The sequence below is a fragment of the Saccharopolyspora sp. ASAGF58 genome (genome assembly GCF_012277335.1).
GTDB lineage: Bacteria > Actinomycetota > Actinomycetes > Mycobacteriales > Pseudonocardiaceae > Saccharopolyspora > Saccharopolyspora hattusasensis.
Map to the genome: position 1 here is coordinate 6035332 of NZ_CP040605.1, position 15691 is coordinate 6051022.

Sequence of the window (15691 nt, forward strand, 5' to 3'; positions counted from 1 at the left end):
GACTCCGCAGAGGAAGATCATCATGACCGTCACCGACGTCCGTCCTGTCGACACGCCTGCCGGGGAGAAACTCGGCATTATCGATACGGACTTCCACCCGATGCCGTTGCCGACAGATCCGCAGGTCGCCGAGCACCTGCCGCAGCGCTGGCGCGACTACATCGCGCGCTACGGCCTGGGCAGCTTCGGCGGCGGTGTCTCGCCCTCACAGCGCGAGTTCACTCACCGGCTGGATGCAGTGGACGAGCGTGGACGCGTCGGGGTGGACCCGCAGCTGGCCATTGAACAGGTGGTCGACAAGTATGACATGTCCGCTGTCGTGCTGACATGTCCGCAGACCTACATCATCACCCACGGCGGGGCGAACATGCCCCACGAGTGCGCGTTCGCGATCTACCGCGCCTACAACGACGCCCTGGCTCACACGTGGGCGAGCGCGGACGACCGGTTCAAGGCGAGCATCACCCTGCCCCGCGACCTCGCTGGTGCCGCTGACGAGATCGCGCGCTGCAAGGAGGGCCCGAACGGCGACGCCTACGTGCAGGTGCTGATGTCCCCGGCCGGTCAGGATCCGCTGGGTAAGCAGCGCTACTGGCCGATCTTCGAGGCGTGCGAGCACTACGACATTCCGTTGGGCTTCCACGTGCCGGGCATGGGCCGCCAGCCCACCGGTGCGGGGCGGCAGAACTTCTACGCCGAGATGCATGCGGCGTTCGCGGTCCTGCCGATCTCGATGGTGTCTAGTCTGGTCTTCGAGGGCGTGTTCGAGCGCTTCCCGAAGTTGAAGATCGCGCTGCTTGAGTTGGGCTGGGACTGGGCCGCGCCGTTTTCGTGGCGGCTCGATGCGTCCTTCGCGAAACTGGGCGACGAACTCCCGCACCTGAATCGGAAGCCGTCGGAGTACCTGCGGGAGCACTTCTGGTTCTCCACCCAGCCGATCGAAGAGCCCGAGAGCCCACTGTGGACTCCGGACGTCTACGCGATGTTCGAGGAGTCCGGGTTCGCGGATCGGCTGATGTTCTCCTCCGACTACCCGCACTGGGACTTCGACTCGCCGTACGAGTCGGTGCCGCAGTCGTTCCCCCTGGAGCGGCGCCGCCGGATCCTGGGGGCGAATGCGAGCGCGCTCTACAAGATTCCGCTGCGGCCTGGGCACGGCATCCCCGCGGTGGGTGCCTGACATGGCCGAGCTCTCAACGTTTCTCCAGAAGGCGCGCCGCAGGCGGGCCAGCTGGCTGCTCGACCACGCGGATGCCCAGCGCGTCGCGGCCCGGATCCTGCCTCGGGGGATCCGCGAGTACGTCGATGGTGGCTCCGAGGGCGAGGTGACACTTGAGCGCAACGCCCGGGCGTTCCGCGACGTTGCGTTCGCCCCGCGCATGGCCACCTGGGTTGACAAGCCCGACCTGTCGGCGACGGTGCTCGGAACCCCGATCAACCTGCCGGTGCTCACCGCCCCGTGCGGCGGGATGCGCCTGGTGCACCCGGACGGCGACCTCGGGCTGGCGACCGGCGCCGCGCGTGCGGGCACGATCCACGTCGCCAGCTCGGCCGCCGGGTACACGCTTGAGGACATCGCCGCGGTCGAAGGGCCTCAATGGTTCCAGCTCTACCGCTTCTCCTCACAGGCCACGATGGAGAACCTGGTCGGCCGTGCGCAGGCTGCGGGCTACTCCGCGCTGGTCGTCACGGTCGACACGGCGGTGGCAGGATTCCGCCCACGCGACTACAAGAACGGGTTCAGCTACTCGATGCGGGTCAACGCCCGCAACGCGGTGAAGCTCGCCCCGCAGCTGCTGCCAAAGCCCGCCTGGCTGATCCGCTATCTGCTTGACGGACTGCCGTTCGAAATCCCGAACACCGCCGAGGTGACCGTCGACGGCAAGCCGATGGTGCTCACCGAGATGACCAAGGGCGGCGCGGGCTCGCACTCGCCGACGTGGACCGATCTCGACTGGCTCCGCGCGCACTGGCACGGGCCACTCGTAGTCAAAGGGATCATCACACCCGAGGACGCCCTGCGCGCAGTCGGCGCGGGCGCGGACGCGGTCATCGTGTCCAACCACGGGGGTCGGCAGCTGGACGGCTCACCGGCCTCGCTGGCCGCACTCCCCGGGATCGTCGACGCGGTGGGCGACAACGTCGAGGTGTTGCTGGACAGCGGGATCCGCCGCGGCAGTGACGTGTTGAAGGCGCTGTCGCTGGGTGCCCGGGCCGTGCTCGTGGGGAGGCTGCCGGCCTGGGGGCTGGCGGCGGCGGGCACCGCCGGCGTCGAGCGGGTGCTGGAGATCCTGCGTACCGAAATGGTCCGGTCGATGCGGCTGATGGGCTGCTCAAGCGTCGCCGACCTGGACCCGACCTGGCTGGACCCGGAGACGGTTCCCGGCCACCGAACGAAGGAGGTGGAGGCACCGTGACGACCTCACCCGCACGGCGCCCGGCCCGTCCGACCCGGTTTGTGGTCGGCCGGGTCGAGGATATCCCGCCGGGAGAGCGGCGGATCGTCGAGGCGAACGGTCGGGAGATCGGCGTGTTCAACATCGGTGGCCGGTTCTACGCGGTGCTCAACCGTTGCCCGCACCTGGCAGCGCCGCTGTGCGAGGGGGGAGTCGTCAACCAGGTCACTTCACCGGTTCCCGGCGACGTCCGCCTTGACGAGGGCCAGACGTTCGTGACCTGCCCCTTCCACAACTGGGAGTTCGACGTCGAGACGGGACAGTCCTACTGGAACCCGAGGCTGCGTGCGCGGCCGTTCTCCATCGCCCTCGAAGGTGCGGATGAGGTCAAGGCCGCACTCCACCGCGGCGAACTCGACCGGATTCCCGGCCCCTACACCGCCGAGACCGTCGACGTGACGGTCGAGTCCGACTACATCGTGCTGTCCCTGCGGCCGGCCCGAGGAGGATCGTCATGAACGTCCCACTGCTACAGGACGCAACGAACAGAGATGCCCTGTGGACCGGCCCGGTCGTCGACTGCGATGTGCACGCCACCCCGCCGTCGTTGGAAGCGCTGTTCCCCTACACCGACCCGGTGTGGGTGCAAGGTGCCCAGGAGCGCGGTTGGAAGGGCCCCAACGGTCAGGCACTGGCATACCCGCCGAACGCGCCCACGACGGCGCGGGATGAGTGGCGACCCGACGGGCGGCCGCCGGCGTCTCGCCTGGAAGACCTTCAGCAGCACGTCCTGGAGCCGTGGCGGACGGAGATCGCGCTCGTCAACACCGCCTACGGCGTGGACTCGCTGCGCCACCCGGACTGGGCTCCTGCACTGGCCCGGGCGGTCAACGACTGGCTGATCGCCGAATGGCTGGATCGCGACCCCCGCCTCGTCGGCTCGATGGTGATCCCGGCCCGCGACCCTGCCGCGGCTGCCGCGGAGATCGAGCGCGTCGGTTCGCATCCGCGGATCGTGCAGGTCACCATGCCGGTGCGCTCGGAGCGGCTCTACGGGCAGCGGGTGTACTGGCCGATCTACGAGGCGATGACCCGCCACGACCTCGTCATGGGCCTGAGCTGGGGCGGGACCACGGAAGACGCGCCGTCCCCGACTGGTTATGCCTCCTGGTACGCCGAGGAGTACGCGGCGGAGATCCAGGTCTACGGCGCGCAACTGACAAGCCTGATCTACGAGGGGACCTTCCAGAAATTCCCCGAGCTGCGCGTGACGATGCTAGAAAGCGGGTTCGCCTGGGTGCCCACCTGGAGCTGGAGCATCAACAAGAAGTGGAAGGGCCTTCGCCGCGAGATCCCCTGGGTCGACCGGCTGCCCACCGAGATCATCCGCGACCACTTCCGGTTCTCCATCGCCCCGGCCGACCTCGGCCCCGACGAGCACGCCCGCAGGATCATCGAGTGGCTGGGCTCCGAGGACATCCTGATGTTCGCAACCGACTACCCACACCTGCACACCGACGACCTCGGCCGGGTTCTGGCCCTCATGCCGGAGTCCATGCGGCCGAAGGTGATGCACGAGTCCGCGCGGCAGTGGTACCGGCTCGACAAGGCGCTGGCGCAGGCGAAGCCATGAGCTACGCCGTCACCACCGAAGCCCATCCCAACCGGCTCCGGCAGATCCTGGAGACGGGACGAGCCGCCGTCGGCCTGGCCTGCCACACGGGAGACCCGCACGTGGCGGAGACCTTGGCGATGGCAGGGTTCGACTACCTCTACCTCGACCAGCAGCACAGCGTGGGCGGGCTCGCCAGCCCCGTGGAGATGCTGCGGGCCACCGCCCGGACCGGCACCACTGCGCTCGTCCGGGTCGCGGCCAATGATCCTGTGCTGATCGGCCGCGCGCTCGATGCCGGCTCCGAGGGGGTGATCGTGCCGAACGTCGAGTCGGCCGATGACGCCCGACGAGCCGCCGCAGCGGCGCGCTACCCACCTGCGGGGATGCGCAGCTGGGGACCGACCCGATCGGCCTACGGCCTCGGACCGAACCCTGCCACGGTCAACGACCAGGTGCTGTGCCTGGTCATGATCGAGACCGCGGAGGGCGTTGCCCGGGCGAAGGAGATCACCGCGGTCGCCGGTGTGCACGGCGTGTACGTCGGGCCCGGCGATCTCGCCGTGAGCCTCGGCCTCGACCCGGTCACCGGCCCCCGCAGCGAACGGCACCGCGCCGCCGTCACTGAGATCGTCACCGCCTGCACCACCGCAGGCATCACTGCCGGGATCACCGGTGACCCGGTTGCGGAGACCCGCCGCGGTTTCCGGATGGTCACTGCGGGCTCGGACGTCAGCTTCCTCAAGGACGGCCTGGCCGCTGCCCGTGACCGCCGCGCCGCCCTGACTCACCCCACCAGCGACACCGAAGGAGATGCCACCGCATGAACACCGTCAACACCCTGCGCGGCCCGATCGACAGCTCGCAGATCGGCACCACGCTGATGCACGAGCACATCATGGCCCGCAACCCGGAGCTCGAGCAGAACATCGTGCACCCGGAGTACGACGAGGTCACGATCTTCGAGCGGGCGCGGAAGAGCCTGACCTCCCTGCACGAGGACAAGGGCATCGACACCTTCGTCGACCTGACCGTGCTCGGCTTGGGCCGGGACGTCCCCACCGTGCAGCGCCTCGCCGAGGAGGTGCCCCTGAACATCGTCGTGGCCACCGGCTACTACACCGCCAAGGACCTGCCGACCTACTTCCACACCCACGCCCCGGACGGACTCGTCGGGAAGACCCTCGGCGGCCCCGACGTGCTGGAAACGATGTTCATCGACGACATCACCACAGGCATCCCGCGCACGGACGGCCTCAAAGCTGGAATCATCAAGATCGTCACCGACGAGCACGGCATCACGCCGGACCTCGACCGTGTCTACCGAGCCGCCGCTCGCGCGCAGGCCGAGACCGGTGTGCCGATCTCCACGCACACCAATGTCAGCTTCGCCAACGGCCGTGACCAGCAGAAGTGGTTCAAGGCCAACGGTGTGGACCTCGAGCGCACCGTCATCGGCCACAGCGGCGACTCCACCGACCTCGACTACCTCAAGGAGCTGATGGACAACGGCTCCTTCATCGGCATGGACCGATTCGGAATGGAGTTCGTTCTCGACGACGAGTCCCGCGTCGACACCCTGGCCAAGCTCCTCGAACAGGGCTACGCGGAGAAGATTACGCTCTCCCACGACGCCGGGTTTTTCTCCATCAACACCCCGCCGTCCTGGCGCGCGAAGCACACCCCGAACTGGCACCACCACCGCATCTCCGACTACGTGCTTCCCGAGCTGCGCCAGCGCGGGGTCACCGAGGACCAGATCAGCCAGATGATGGTCGTCAACCCCGTGCAGGTGCTCACCGGGGACACCGAGGCTACGAAGGCTGTGGCTGCGATGGTACTTGGCCCGGGGCGCTCATGACGACCGAACACCCTGCCGAGATCACCGTGACCGTCGCAGAGATCGCGAAGGAAGCCGACGGAATCGTCTCGCTCCGTCTGGTGCCCTCCGTCGACGATAAACTGCCAGCGTGGGCACCCGGCGCGCACATCGATGTCGCCCTCGGCGAGGACCTCGAGCGGCAGTACTCGCTGTGCGGAGACCCGGCGGATCTGTCCAGTTGGCGACTCGGCGTCTTGCGGGAGCCCGAGAGTCGTGGGGGCTCGGCACACGTCCACGAGCGGCTGGCCGTCGGCGACCGGGTCGTGTGCCGCGGGCCGCGGAACAACTTTGCGCTGGTCGAGGCGGGCGCGTATCTGTTCATCGCGGGCGGCATCGGGATCACCCCGATTCTGCCGATGATCGCGGCGTGTAAGGAGGCCGGGAAGCCGTGGCGGTTGTTCTACGGCGGGCGCCAGGAGTCCTCGATGGCGTTCCGCGCCGAGCTCGCACCCTTCGGCGACCGGGTCACGTTCTGGCCGCAGGACACCCACGGTCTCCTCGACCTGGCCGCGATCCTCGGCACCCCCACTGATGGCACCGCGATCTACTGCTGCGGACCCGGGGCGCTACTCGACGCCGTCGAACAGGCATGCGAGCGATGGCCTGCTGGGGCGCTGCACCTCGAGCGGTTCCGGCCCAAGGAGGGGGTGCTCGATGGGGCGAACAGTCCGTTCGAGGTCGAGCTGGAGTCCTCGGGCCTCACCCTCACCGTCGCGGCCGACCAGACCCTGGCCGAGGCGATCGAGGCGGCGGGGGTGGATATTCCGACCTCCTGCCGGGAAGGCACCTGCGGCACCTGCGAGACCTACGTCCTGGAAGGGGAGCCGGAGCACCGGGACTCCTACCTGAGTGCTGAGGAGCAGGCCTCCGGCGAGGTCATCATGCCGTGCTGCTCCCGCTCTCGGTCACCCCGCCTCGTCCTAGACCTTTGACCGGGCTGATGTGAAGAAATCTGAGCCAAACGGGCCCATGATCACCGAGCCGGTGGTCACGGGCCCACGATCAAACTCCGCCGGTAAGATTCCGCTTGTGGCACGAGCGGGGAAGGAACAGCTGCGGGGCAACGTCGCGAGCGCGATCCGTGACCAGATCATGGCGCGAACCGTGTACCCGGGAGACACTCTCCGACTCGGACAGCTGGCGGAGGAACTCGGCGTCAGCGTGACCCCGGTACGCGAGGCCCTCCTTCTGCTGACACAAGACGGATGGGTGCGACACGAGCCGAACCGAGGTTTCCGCGTCGCAGCGATCCGGCGCAAGGACGTCGAGGACACCTACCTGATGTGGTCCACCGCAGAGGGAGAGATCGCTGCTCGCGCGGCCACCAGGGCGACCGCACGGGACATCGACTACCTGCGTGAAATCGATCAGTGCATCAAAAAGGCGGACCCGGAGGACGGGCACCTCGCCACCGAGCTGAACTCCACCCTTCACCACTACGTCTCGGTGATCGCGGACGCTCCGAAGCTCGACTGGTTCGCCCGGGCCGCCAGCAGGCTGGTTCCGCTGCAGTTCCCCGAGAACTTTCACGTGGTCCCCGGTTGGTCCGAGGTCAACCGCACCGAGCACGCTCCAATCATCGATGCGCTCGCGGCCGGGGATGTCGAGGCTGCACGGGCCGGCACCGCTGCCCACTTCCGCGGCACTGGCGAGCTGTTGATGCGCTGGCTGGACTCGCTGGACTTCTGGGAGGAGCCGGATGAGCCGAGGGCGCCCCGGGGCCAGGGGCGCGTTTCGGGATGAGTTCCCTTCTTGCGTCTCCTGATGCCAGTGCTGGGGGCACCTGTGCGGCTGGCGAACCGCCGTCACAGTCGAGCGCGCAAGCGCTGAACCAAGCCGTCGAAGGGGCATTGACTGTTGTTCAAGCCCTGTAACCCCTGGTGCCCGCGCGTGCCATGATCAGCTTGCTGATAACGGAGCGGGGACTCAAGTCGAGCAGCATTTCGACCACCCTGACGACGTCGCTGGTCGGGATCATCGACTCAGCGCTCACGACGTCACGTGCCCATGTTGACATGTCAGTGTCGACGAAGGCTGGCGCGATGGCGGTTGCCGAGATCCCGTTGACGGTCTCTTCGGTATTGAGGGTTTCGATGAGCGACATTAGCGCCGCCTTCGACGCCCCATATACCGCGAGGTTCGGCTCCGCGTACGCACCGGTGATGGACGAGATTGCGATGATCCGAGATCCGTTGGAGGCCTTGGCCGCCTTCCGAAGCAGCGGCATTGATGCCTTGATGAGCACCACGGCGGCGACGAAGTTCACCTCCAGCATCTTGTCCAGCCGACGCAGGTTGATCGCCTCGACGGCTCCGGCGGTTCCGACTCCCGCGTTGATCACAAGAGCGTCCAGGGAACCGAAGGCGGCCTCGTGCCGGCCAACAACCTGCGTCAGGGCGTCGCGGTCGGCTGAGTCCGCTGCTTCGACCCGTACCTCTGGCGCTCCCAGGCCGCGTAGCTCGGCCGCAGCGTCGTCGAGCTTGTCCTTCCTCCGTGCTGTGATGGACAGGCTGTATCCGCGCGTCGCCATTCGCTCGGCGATCGCGAACCCGATTCCGCGGGACGCACCGGTCACAAGCGCCGTCCGACTCCGCGAGCCGCTCTGCTCGATCATCTCATCACTCCGTTCGCCGGTCGGCAGGGATCGCATCGCTATAGGGGGCGTCGCTGGCCGCATGCGGTCGACGCAACCACAGGTAGAGCACGCCACTCACCACGACCACCGCCCCCGACAGGGCGACGATCCAGTTGTCGTACCAGGGGGCGCCCGGGGTTCGCGGCCAGCACATGTTGACCAACGCGACCACGCCGTACCCAATTGCTCCCACGTTGATGAGCAGTCCCCAGCGGCCGAGCGTGAACGTTCCGGAAGGCACCCATCCTCGGATCCGCGCCCGCAAGGCTGCGAGTACGACCATCTGGAAAGCCAGATAGATACCGAAGGCCGCGAATGAAACGATCTTGGTAAGCGCGTCCGCGCTGACACTGCTCCCGACGATGATGAGCGCCGGGGCGAGCGCCGCCACGATCAGTGCGTAAGGCGGCACCCGACGGGCGTGGGAGAACACCTTGAGGTATTTGCTGCCGATGATCATGTCGTCGCGGCCGTAGGCGTAGGCCAGACGGCTGGCGGCGGCCTGGAGACTCGTGACACAGGACAGGAAGGAGATGAGCACGATGCCCTGTACGATTCGCGCCCCTGGGGTGCCGAAGGCCTGTTCCAGGGTGGCATTGACCGGGTTGGTGTCCACGCCCGAGATCACGGCCGGGATGTCGGCCACGGAAAGAATCAGGGCGAGGCACACGAATGTGGCAGCAGCGCCGCCGATGTAGATCGTGCGTTTCATCGCCTGCGGGATCACGCGACCGGGGTTCTTGACCTCCTCGGCCACGTCCCCGCAGGCCTCGAACCCGTAGTACTGGAAGATGCCGATAAGTGCCGCGGCAGCGAACGCCGCGAAGTAGGAGCTTTCTCCTGCAGGGCGGAAGTTGTCGAAGAGGACACCCAGACCGTGGTGCCGCTCGAAGATGAGTAACCAGCCGCCCACCACGAGGGCGCCGGCGAGTTCGGCGGCGAAGCCGAACATCGCCGCGATCGACAGGACGCGTGTGCCCGCGAAGTTGATCCCGGTCGCCAGAGCCAGCAGTATCAAGGCGCAGAGGATGACGAGCTTGGTCGAGGGCTCGAGACCCAGCACTGCGGCCACGAAGGGACCGGCCCCGTAGGCGACGGACGCGATCGTTACAAGCAGCGCCAACAGGTAGATCCAGCCGGTCATCCAGGCGAATTTCCGTCCCCAGAGGCGGCGCGCCCACGGGTAGACCCCACCGGCGAGCGGGAATTGCGAGACAACCTCCCCGAAGATCAGCGCGACCAGCAACTGGCCGACCCCGGCTATGGCGAAGCTCCAGATCATCGGCGGCCCCGCGGTCGCGAGGGCGAACGCGAACAGCACGTAGACGCCAGCCACCGGCGACAGGTAGGTGAAACCGAGCGAGAAGTTGGCCCATGGGCTCATGTCCCGCGCGAACTCGGTGTTCATACCGAGCGACCGGACTTGCTGCGAGTCGGCGTCCGGCTCAGTCTGCGGTGACGATCGCTGGATTTGTGGGTCGGCCATGGTGGTGGTCCTTTATAGGTAGGTGGTCCCGGTCAGAGGTTGGTAGGTGCATGCCGCGTTCGTTGGTGCGCCCGGCGGTGACGTGGGCCGGTTGGCCTTTCGCCCACGAATCCCGTCTGTCGGGCCCCGCAGGCTGCGCGTCGGCGAGCCAGCCATGCGTCCGTGGTCACGACGACCTCGGCCTTGGCCAGCACGTGGGCGGACAGGTCGCGAATCGCTTCTTCGTCGGGGAGGTCGAACCCGTGGGCGCCGCCGAAGCTCACCAGCAGGTGTCCGTCGGCCAGATCGGCATAGCTCCAGATCGAGAAGAGCGGCGCATTTTCGGGCTGCTGGATGTAGACGCGGTCCTTCAGTCCACGAATGTGCACCCAGATCTTGTGCGTGTACCGAACGGACAGGCTCTCCTCTGACACCTTCCGGGGGGAGCTGGGCAGCGCCGGGACGATCTCGCGGGAGTTCCAGGCGTTGGCGGGTCGAGTCCCCGAAGATGGCGTCGATCAGGGAGATGGTTCTGCCTGCAGGAGATAGTGAGCCAGCGTGTCCCAGAACAGGTCGAAGTCCCAGCTGGCCAGCGACCATCACTGAGCGAAGCTGGACCAGGCGTCGTCGAGGTCGCCGAACATCAAGATTCCCGCGACGAGGTCCTTTTCCTCCCCGCGTGAAACCCATGTGGGACAAGCGTTGGCGGAGTGAGAACTCGTCGGCCTCCGCGACCGCCTTCCGCCGTGGCAGCGGTGTGAACGGTGTTTAACAACTCGCGGACATATTGGGGAAGTACTCCGTGGCGAGGCGGCTCGACTCACCCCGTGCGTCCGTCGGATCGCGCACGCCGTCGGCTCCTTCGGGCAGGATGTGCCGGTCCGGGGAAGCGTCCTCGACGATCTCGAGGCGGTGGCGCAGCACTTCCGACCACACGTGCCGCTGGAACCCGTACACCCACGTGCCGCCGAGCTCGACGAGCCTCTTTCCGGCGAACTTGGGGGCCCAGGACGCGACCGCCTAGCCGATCGCGTCCTTCGACCACGAGCGTGTCGAGTCCCTGCCCCATGAGTTCAGGGGCCGCAGCAACACCAGCGAACCGGCCGCCGTTCACGATCGTGTCGTATGTCTTCGCCATGAAAACCCCTTCATTGGTGTGCTCTTGGTGTCCTGGAGTGCGCGGAAGAACTTGATCTGGCCCGGGAGGCGCCTCGACCAGGACCCGCCCAGTTAAACATACAATCCTGTCGTTTTTAAGCGGGACTTGCACATGCTCAGCGCCTGCGCTGTGCGCGGATTGAGATGTGCGTGCCGCGAGCGAAGTCGTATTCGCTGAGTTTTGCCCCTGTGGTGCGGTTCGATCTGGACGACCGCGAGAACTCTCAGGCTGGTGGGGCGAGCTGGTCGAGGTGGAGTCTTTGTCGAGGTCGGAAGCCTAGGGGACTGTATTTTCGCTGTTCCTTGCTTTAAAGCGACAGCTATGTATGATTGGCCGCCATCGGGTACGCGCAGCGGTCGTACCTCCTTCGATGGCCAAAGGAGCAGCGCAGTGTCGGTCACGCGAATGGCGCTCGTCGGACTCGGGGCAACGGGGCTCGCCATCGGCGGGTCACTGGCGAACCGGGTCGACTGCGAGCTCATCGGGGCGGTGGACAAGAACCCTGACGTCGGAGGGAAGGACCTGGGTGACCTCCTCGGGCTCGGCCCGCTGGGGGTGGAGGTGGTCACCGAGATCGAGCTGCTCCCGGACGTCGACGTGGCGGTGGTCGCCACGACGTCGGACCTCGTCCAGGTCGCCGACACGCTGATGCCGTTGCTCGAGCGGTCGATCAACGTGGTGAGCATCTGCGAGCAGCTCGCGTTTCCCTGGCAAAGTCACCCGGAACTCGCGTCGAAACTCGATGCGGCGGCACGGGCCCACGGCGTCACGGTGCTGGGCACCGGAGCGAATCCGGGTGTCCTCATGGACACCCTGCCGCTGCTGCTCAGCGTGTTGACCCAGAGCGCCAAACGCGTCGTGGTGCGGCGGCGGACGAACATGTCGCGTTACGGCACCATCCTGTCGAAGTTCGGGCTCGGACTGGCACCCGGGGACTTCGCCGCCGAGCGCGAGGCCGGAACCGTCATCGGGCACGTCGGTTTCGAGCAGGTGATCGCGGCGGTCGGCGCCGGACTGGACTGGCAGCTGGACGAGATCGTTGTCGACGATGTCGAACCCGCCATCGTGAGCAGGTCCCGGCGCCAGGGGGCGCACGCTGTGATCGAGGCCGGGACGATCTCCGCAGTCACCCATCGGGCTCGTGGACTGTGCGGTGGGGACGCGGTCATCGATCTGGAGATCATGTTCGGCTTCTTCGACGACAGCGACGACGTCCAGCCCGGCGACGAGTACCGCATCGAGGGGGGTGACCAGGTCATCACCTTGGCTTCCGCTACGGGGTTCGAGTCGTTCCTGAGCACGATCGCCGCCGCGGTCAACGTGGCGGCAGCGGCGGTGGACGCACCCGCCGGGTTGCGCTCGATGGGTGAGCTTCCCGTGCTGGCGCTGGCGTCGAAGGGGACGCGAATGCGCGTGGAGGCGATCTCGTGAGTCACAGTTTTCAAGCCTTGTCGCCGGCGCGTTTCCTCGCGCGCTCGGCGGCGGTCTACGGGGACCGCACCTCCGTCATCGACGGCGAGTTCCGGGTCACTTACGCCGAGCTGTACCACAGGGCGAAGCAACTCGCCGGGGCGTTGGTCGACCTGGATTTGCGCGCCGGTGGCCGGGTCGCGGTGCTCGCCACCAACAGGCACGAAATGCTTGAGGCGCACTACGGAGTTCCGTTCGCTGGCGGCGTCATCGTGCCGATCAACACGCGGCTCGGCGCTGCGGAGATCGCTTACATCCTGGATCACTCAGGCGCCGACATCATGATCACTTCGGAATCACTGGCGGGCCTTGCCGCCGCGGCAGTCGCTCGGAGCCGACAGGTGATCACCGTTATCCGCACCGGTGAGGGATATGAACGTGCGCTCGCTCAGGCCGCGCCCTACGAGGCAGTGGTCAGTGACGAGCTGGGGCCGATAGCCATCAATTACACCAGCGGCACAACGGGTTCTCCCAAGGGCGTGGTCTACACCCACCGCGGTGTCTACCTTCAATCGCTGGCCATGGCGTTCCACGCCGGCCTGACGGCGGAGTCGTCCTACCTGTGGACCCTGCCGATGTTCCACTGCAACGGGTGGTGCTTCACCTGGGCCGTCACCGCGGCCGCCGCGACGCACGTGTGCCTGGACAAGGTCGACAGGCGGGTGGTGTGGCCGGCGATCGAAGATCACGGTGTCACGCACATGTGCGCCGCTCCCACCGTGCTGTCGACCCTGGTCCCGCCTGGTGAGGCCGGTGAGATCGGCGACCGGTCCATCTGGGTCGGGGTGGGCGGAGCACCGCCCGCGCCGGCGGTGCTGGCCCGGGCATACGCGCGCGGGTTGCATGTGACCCATCTGTACGGCATGACCGAGACCTACGGCCCGGCCGTGATCAACCAGTGGAAGCCGGAGTGGGATCAGCACCCGGCCGAGGAACGAGATCGCCTCGCGGCGCGCCAGGGCGTCGGCAACATCGTCTCCGAGCGATTGCGTGTCGTCGACCCGGACGGCGCGGACGTGCCCGCCGACGGCGCCACGATCGGCGAGATCGCGTTGCGCGGCAACAACATCACGCCTTGCTACTTCAACGACCCGGCTGCCACTGAGGCAGCAGTCCCGGACGGTTGGCTACGGACAGGGGACCTGGCCGTGCGCCATCCCGACGGTTACCTCGAGATCCGTGATCGCGCCAAGGACGTGATCATTTCGGGTGGGGAAAACCTAACCTCGGTGGAAATCGAGCAGGCGCTGCTGTCACACCCTGCGGTGGTCGAGGCGGCCGTCGTGGCGCGGCCGGACGAGCATTGGGGCGAGCGTCCGGTGGCGTTCATCGAGACCGCGGCCGGCACCCAGGTGAGCGAGACCGAGCTTCGCGAACACCTGCTGGCTCGCATCGCTCGGTTCAAGGTGCCGGACGCGTTCGAGTTCGGCACGCTCCCCAGAACCGCGACGGGGAAGATCCAGAAGTTCGCGCTCAAGCAACGGCTTCGCGCCGCTTTCGCGACGGATGAGCCGGATCGGGTGGACACCCGGTAAACGGGCACCGGCGGCATGATCCCGGACTTTGACCCAACCAGACACGCACAGCCGAGACCACGGGGTTTCGGTCCCATCACGGAAAAGGAACGTGACATGACCGTCGCGGAGATTCGCACGCGCAATCTTGTCGCCGGGGAACTGGTCGGCGCACGCCGCGGCCGCGAGCTTGAGGTGATCGAGCCGGCCACGGAGGCCGTCCTCGCCCGGGTTCCGGCGAGTGACGCCGAGGACGTCGAGGCGGCGGTGACCGCGGCGACGAAGGCTTTCAGATCGTGGAAGCGCACCACGCCTGGGGAGCGGGCGGACAGGCTGCTCGCGCTGGCCGCTGCCGTCGAGGCCGACGCTGAGCATCTGGCCGCCCTGGAGTCGCGCAACGTCGGCAAGCCGCTGCCGGTGGCCCGCGAGGAAATCGGGTTCGTCGTAGACAATCTGCGGTTCTTTGCCGGCGCCGCCCGTTGCTTGGAGGGCCGCTCGGGCGGGGAGTACCTGGCCGGGTACGAGTCCTATGTGCGACGCGAGCCGGTCGGCATCGTCGCCGGCATCGCACCTTGGAACTATCCGCTGCTGATGGCGACGTGGAAGTTCGCCCCCGCTCTCGCGGCGGGCAACTGCAGCATCCTCAAGCCGTCCCGGCAGACGCCGCTTTCCGCGCTGCACCTGGCGTACCTGGCGAAGGACGTGCTGCCCGCGGGTGTGCTCAACGTGCTCGCTGGTAGCGCCGGAGACTTCGGTGACTCGCTGATCAGCGACCCTCGGATCGGCATGGTGTCGGTTACCGGCGATACGAGCACGGGCAAGCACGTCGCCCGCAGAGCGGCGGAGCACGTGGCGAAGTCGCATTTGGAGCTGGGCGGTAAAGCGCCGGTCGTCGTGCTCGACGACGCCGACGTGGACGCGGTGGTCGCAGGGATTGCGCTCGCTGGCTACGTGAACTCGGGGCAGGACTGCACCGCCGCTTGTCGGGTGATCGCCACTCCGGGTGTCTACGGCAAACTGGTCGAGCAACTCATTCCCGCCGTCGAAGCGCTGAAGGTGGGCGACCCGGCCGAAACCGAGGATCTCGACCTCGGGCCGGTCATCTCGGCGGCGCATCGTGACTCGATCTTGGGCATCCTCGGTCAGACCAACGGCAAGATCGCCACGGGCGGCCGCAAACGTGGCGACAAGGGTTTCTTCATCGAGCCGACCGTCGTCCTCGAACCCAGCCAGGAAGACGTCGTGGTGCAGCGCGAGCTGTTTGGCCCGGTCGTTTCGGTGCAGCAGGCCCGTGACGAGGACCAGGCGTTCGAGTGGGCCAACGACGTCGATTTCGGACTCGCCTCCTCCGTCTGGACCCGCGACGTCAGCGCCGCGGTCCGCGGTGCCCGCGAGTTGGACTTCGGCTGTGTGTGGGTCAACGACCACATACCGGTCGTCTCCGAGATGCCCCACGGTGGGTTCAAGCAGTCCGGCTACGGCAAGGACATGTCGGTCTACGGGCTCGAGGAATACACCCGCATCAAGCACGTCATGACGAAGTTCGCCTGAGAGGAAA

Annotated in this window: 15 protein-coding genes and 1 pseudogene; 11 read left to right on the forward strand and 5 right to left on the reverse strand. The window is 67.1% G+C overall.

Annotation, left to right across the window (positions count from 1 at the left end; genetic code table 11):
- Positions 1-22: 22 nt before the first annotated feature.
- The 8 genes from FDZ84_RS28145 (at position 23) to FDZ84_RS28180 (ending at position 7633) form a co-directional block, all read left to right on the forward strand.
- Positions 23-1180, forward strand: a complete 1158-nt coding sequence (locus FDZ84_RS28145; RefSeq protein ID WP_168588331.1) for an amidohydrolase family protein — start codon at positions 23-25, stop codon at positions 1178-1180.
- A 1-nt stretch (position 1181) separates the two neighbouring features.
- Positions 1182-2417 (forward strand): alpha-hydroxy acid oxidase, encoded by a 1236-nt coding sequence (locus tag FDZ84_RS28150; protein ID WP_168588332.1) that lies wholly within the window; start codon positions 1182-1184, stop codon positions 2415-2417.
- Positions 2414-2914 carry a Rieske 2Fe-2S domain-containing protein gene (locus FDZ84_RS28155; protein WP_168588333.1) on the forward strand — a complete coding sequence of 167 codons (501 nt, stop codon included), beginning with the start codon at positions 2414-2416 and terminating at the stop codon, positions 2912-2914. The genes FDZ84_RS28150 and FDZ84_RS28155 overlap by 4 nt, the downstream gene beginning before the upstream one ends.
- The gene (locus tag FDZ84_RS28160) at positions 2911-4029 is read left to right on the forward strand and encodes an amidohydrolase family protein (protein ID WP_168588334.1); all 1119 of its coding nucleotides are present in this window, start codon (positions 2911-2913) and stop codon (positions 4027-4029) included. The genes FDZ84_RS28155 and FDZ84_RS28160 overlap by 4 nt, the downstream gene beginning before the upstream one ends.
- A complete protein-coding gene (locus FDZ84_RS28165) occupies positions 4026-4835 on the forward strand; it encodes an HpcH/HpaI aldolase/citrate lyase family protein (RefSeq protein ID WP_168588335.1) in 810 nt (269 codons plus the stop codon). The genes FDZ84_RS28160 and FDZ84_RS28165 overlap by 4 nt, the downstream gene beginning before the upstream one ends.
- Positions 4832-5869 carry a phosphotriesterase gene (locus FDZ84_RS28170; RefSeq protein WP_168588336.1) on the forward strand — a complete coding sequence of 346 codons (1038 nt, stop codon included), beginning with the start codon at positions 4832-4834 and terminating at the stop codon, positions 5867-5869. The genes FDZ84_RS28165 and FDZ84_RS28170 overlap by 4 nt, the downstream gene beginning before the upstream one ends.
- Complete coding sequence (locus FDZ84_RS28175; protein WP_168588337.1) at positions 5866-6822, forward strand: PDR/VanB family oxidoreductase; 957 nt, start codon at positions 5866-5868, stop codon at positions 6820-6822. The genes FDZ84_RS28170 and FDZ84_RS28175 overlap by 4 nt, the downstream gene beginning before the upstream one ends.
- A gap of 97 nt (positions 6823-6919) precedes the next feature.
- A complete protein-coding gene (locus FDZ84_RS28180; protein ID WP_168588338.1) occupies positions 6920-7633 on the forward strand; it encodes a GntR family transcriptional regulator in 714 nt (237 codons plus the stop codon).
- A gap of 118 nt (positions 7634-7751) precedes the next feature.
- On the opposite strand, the gene FDZ84_RS28185 is transcribed toward FDZ84_RS28180, so the two are convergent.
- The 5 genes and pseudogenes from FDZ84_RS28185 to FDZ84_RS41105 all read right to left on the reverse strand — a co-directional run.
- Positions 7752-8567 carry an SDR family oxidoreductase gene (locus FDZ84_RS28185; protein ID WP_246868484.1) on the reverse strand — a complete coding sequence of 272 codons (816 nt, stop codon included), beginning with the start codon at positions 8565-8567 and terminating at the stop codon, positions 7752-7754.
- Positions 8509-9933, reverse strand: a complete 1425-nt coding sequence (locus FDZ84_RS28190; protein WP_246868485.1) for an APC family permease — start codon at positions 9931-9933, stop codon at positions 8509-8511. The genes FDZ84_RS28185 and FDZ84_RS28190 overlap by 59 nt, the downstream gene beginning before the upstream one ends.
- Positions 9934-10043: 110 nt before the next feature.
- Complete coding sequence (locus FDZ84_RS28195; RefSeq protein ID WP_168588340.1) at positions 10044-10379, reverse strand: hypothetical protein; 336 nt, start codon at positions 10377-10379, stop codon at positions 10044-10046.
- Positions 10380-10758: 379 nt separating this feature from the next.
- Positions 10759-10947 (reverse strand): hypothetical protein, encoded by a 189-nt coding sequence (locus FDZ84_RS39450; protein ID WP_246868486.1) that lies wholly within the window; start codon positions 10945-10947, stop codon positions 10759-10761.
- 64 nt (positions 10948-11011) lie between these two features.
- Positions 11012-11128, reverse strand: a pseudogene (locus tag FDZ84_RS41105) (hypothetical protein); the annotation flags it as partial.
- 411 nt (positions 11129-11539) lie between these two features.
- Between FDZ84_RS41105 and FDZ84_RS28205 the strand changes: the two are divergent.
- The 3 genes from FDZ84_RS28205 to FDZ84_RS28215 all read left to right on the forward strand — a co-directional run bounded on the left by FDZ84_RS28205 (position 11540) and on the right by FDZ84_RS28215 (position 15684).
- Positions 11540-12580 carry a hypothetical protein gene (locus FDZ84_RS28205; protein WP_210435161.1) on the forward strand — a complete coding sequence of 347 codons (1041 nt, stop codon included), beginning with the start codon at positions 11540-11542 and terminating at the stop codon, positions 12578-12580.
- Positions 12577-14154 carry an AMP-binding protein gene (locus tag FDZ84_RS28210; protein ID WP_168588342.1) on the forward strand — a complete coding sequence of 526 codons (1578 nt, stop codon included), beginning with the start codon at positions 12577-12579 and terminating at the stop codon, positions 14152-14154. Before FDZ84_RS28205 ends, FDZ84_RS28210 begins: the two co-directional genes overlap by 4 nt.
- Positions 14155-14250: 96 nt before the next feature.
- Positions 14251-15684, forward strand: a complete 1434-nt coding sequence (locus FDZ84_RS28215; RefSeq protein WP_210435162.1) for an aminobutyraldehyde dehydrogenase — start codon at positions 14251-14253, stop codon at positions 15682-15684.
- The last annotated feature ends 7 nt before the right edge of the window (positions 15685-15691 follow it).

What these genes read in the sequence shown, in the direction of transcription:
- FDZ84_RS28145 (WP_168588331.1), top strand. Translation starts at nt 23, where the DNA reads ATGACCGTCACCGACGTCCGTCCTGTCGACACGCCTGCCGGGGAGAAA.
- FDZ84_RS28150 (WP_168588332.1), top strand. Translation starts at nt 1,182, where the DNA reads ATGGCCGAGCTCTCAACGTTTCTCCAGAAGGCGCGCCGCAGGCGGGCC.
- FDZ84_RS28160 (WP_168588334.1), top strand. Translation starts at nt 2,911, where the DNA reads ATGAACGTCCCACTGCTACAGGACGCAACGAACAGAGATGCCCTGTGG.
- FDZ84_RS28165 (WP_168588335.1), top strand. Translation starts at nt 4,026, where the DNA reads ATGAGCTACGCCGTCACCACCGAAGCCCATCCCAACCGGCTCCGGCAG.
- FDZ84_RS28170 (WP_168588336.1), top strand. Translation starts at nt 4,832, where the DNA reads ATGAACACCGTCAACACCCTGCGCGGCCCGATCGACAGCTCGCAGATC.
- FDZ84_RS28175 (WP_168588337.1), top strand. Translation starts at nt 5,866, where the DNA reads ATGACGACCGAACACCCTGCCGAGATCACCGTGACCGTCGCAGAGATC.
- FDZ84_RS28185 (WP_246868484.1), bottom strand. Translation starts at nt 8,567, where the DNA reads ATGCGGCCAGCGACGCCCCCTATAGCGATGCGATCCCTGCCGACCGGC.
- FDZ84_RS28190 (WP_246868485.1), bottom strand. Translation starts at nt 9,933, where the DNA reads ATGAACACCGAGTTCGCGCGGGACATGAGCCCATGGGCCAACTTCTCG.
- FDZ84_RS28215 (WP_210435162.1), top strand. Translation starts at nt 14,251, where the DNA reads ATGACCGTCGCGGAGATTCGCACGCGCAATCTTGTCGCCGGGGAACTG.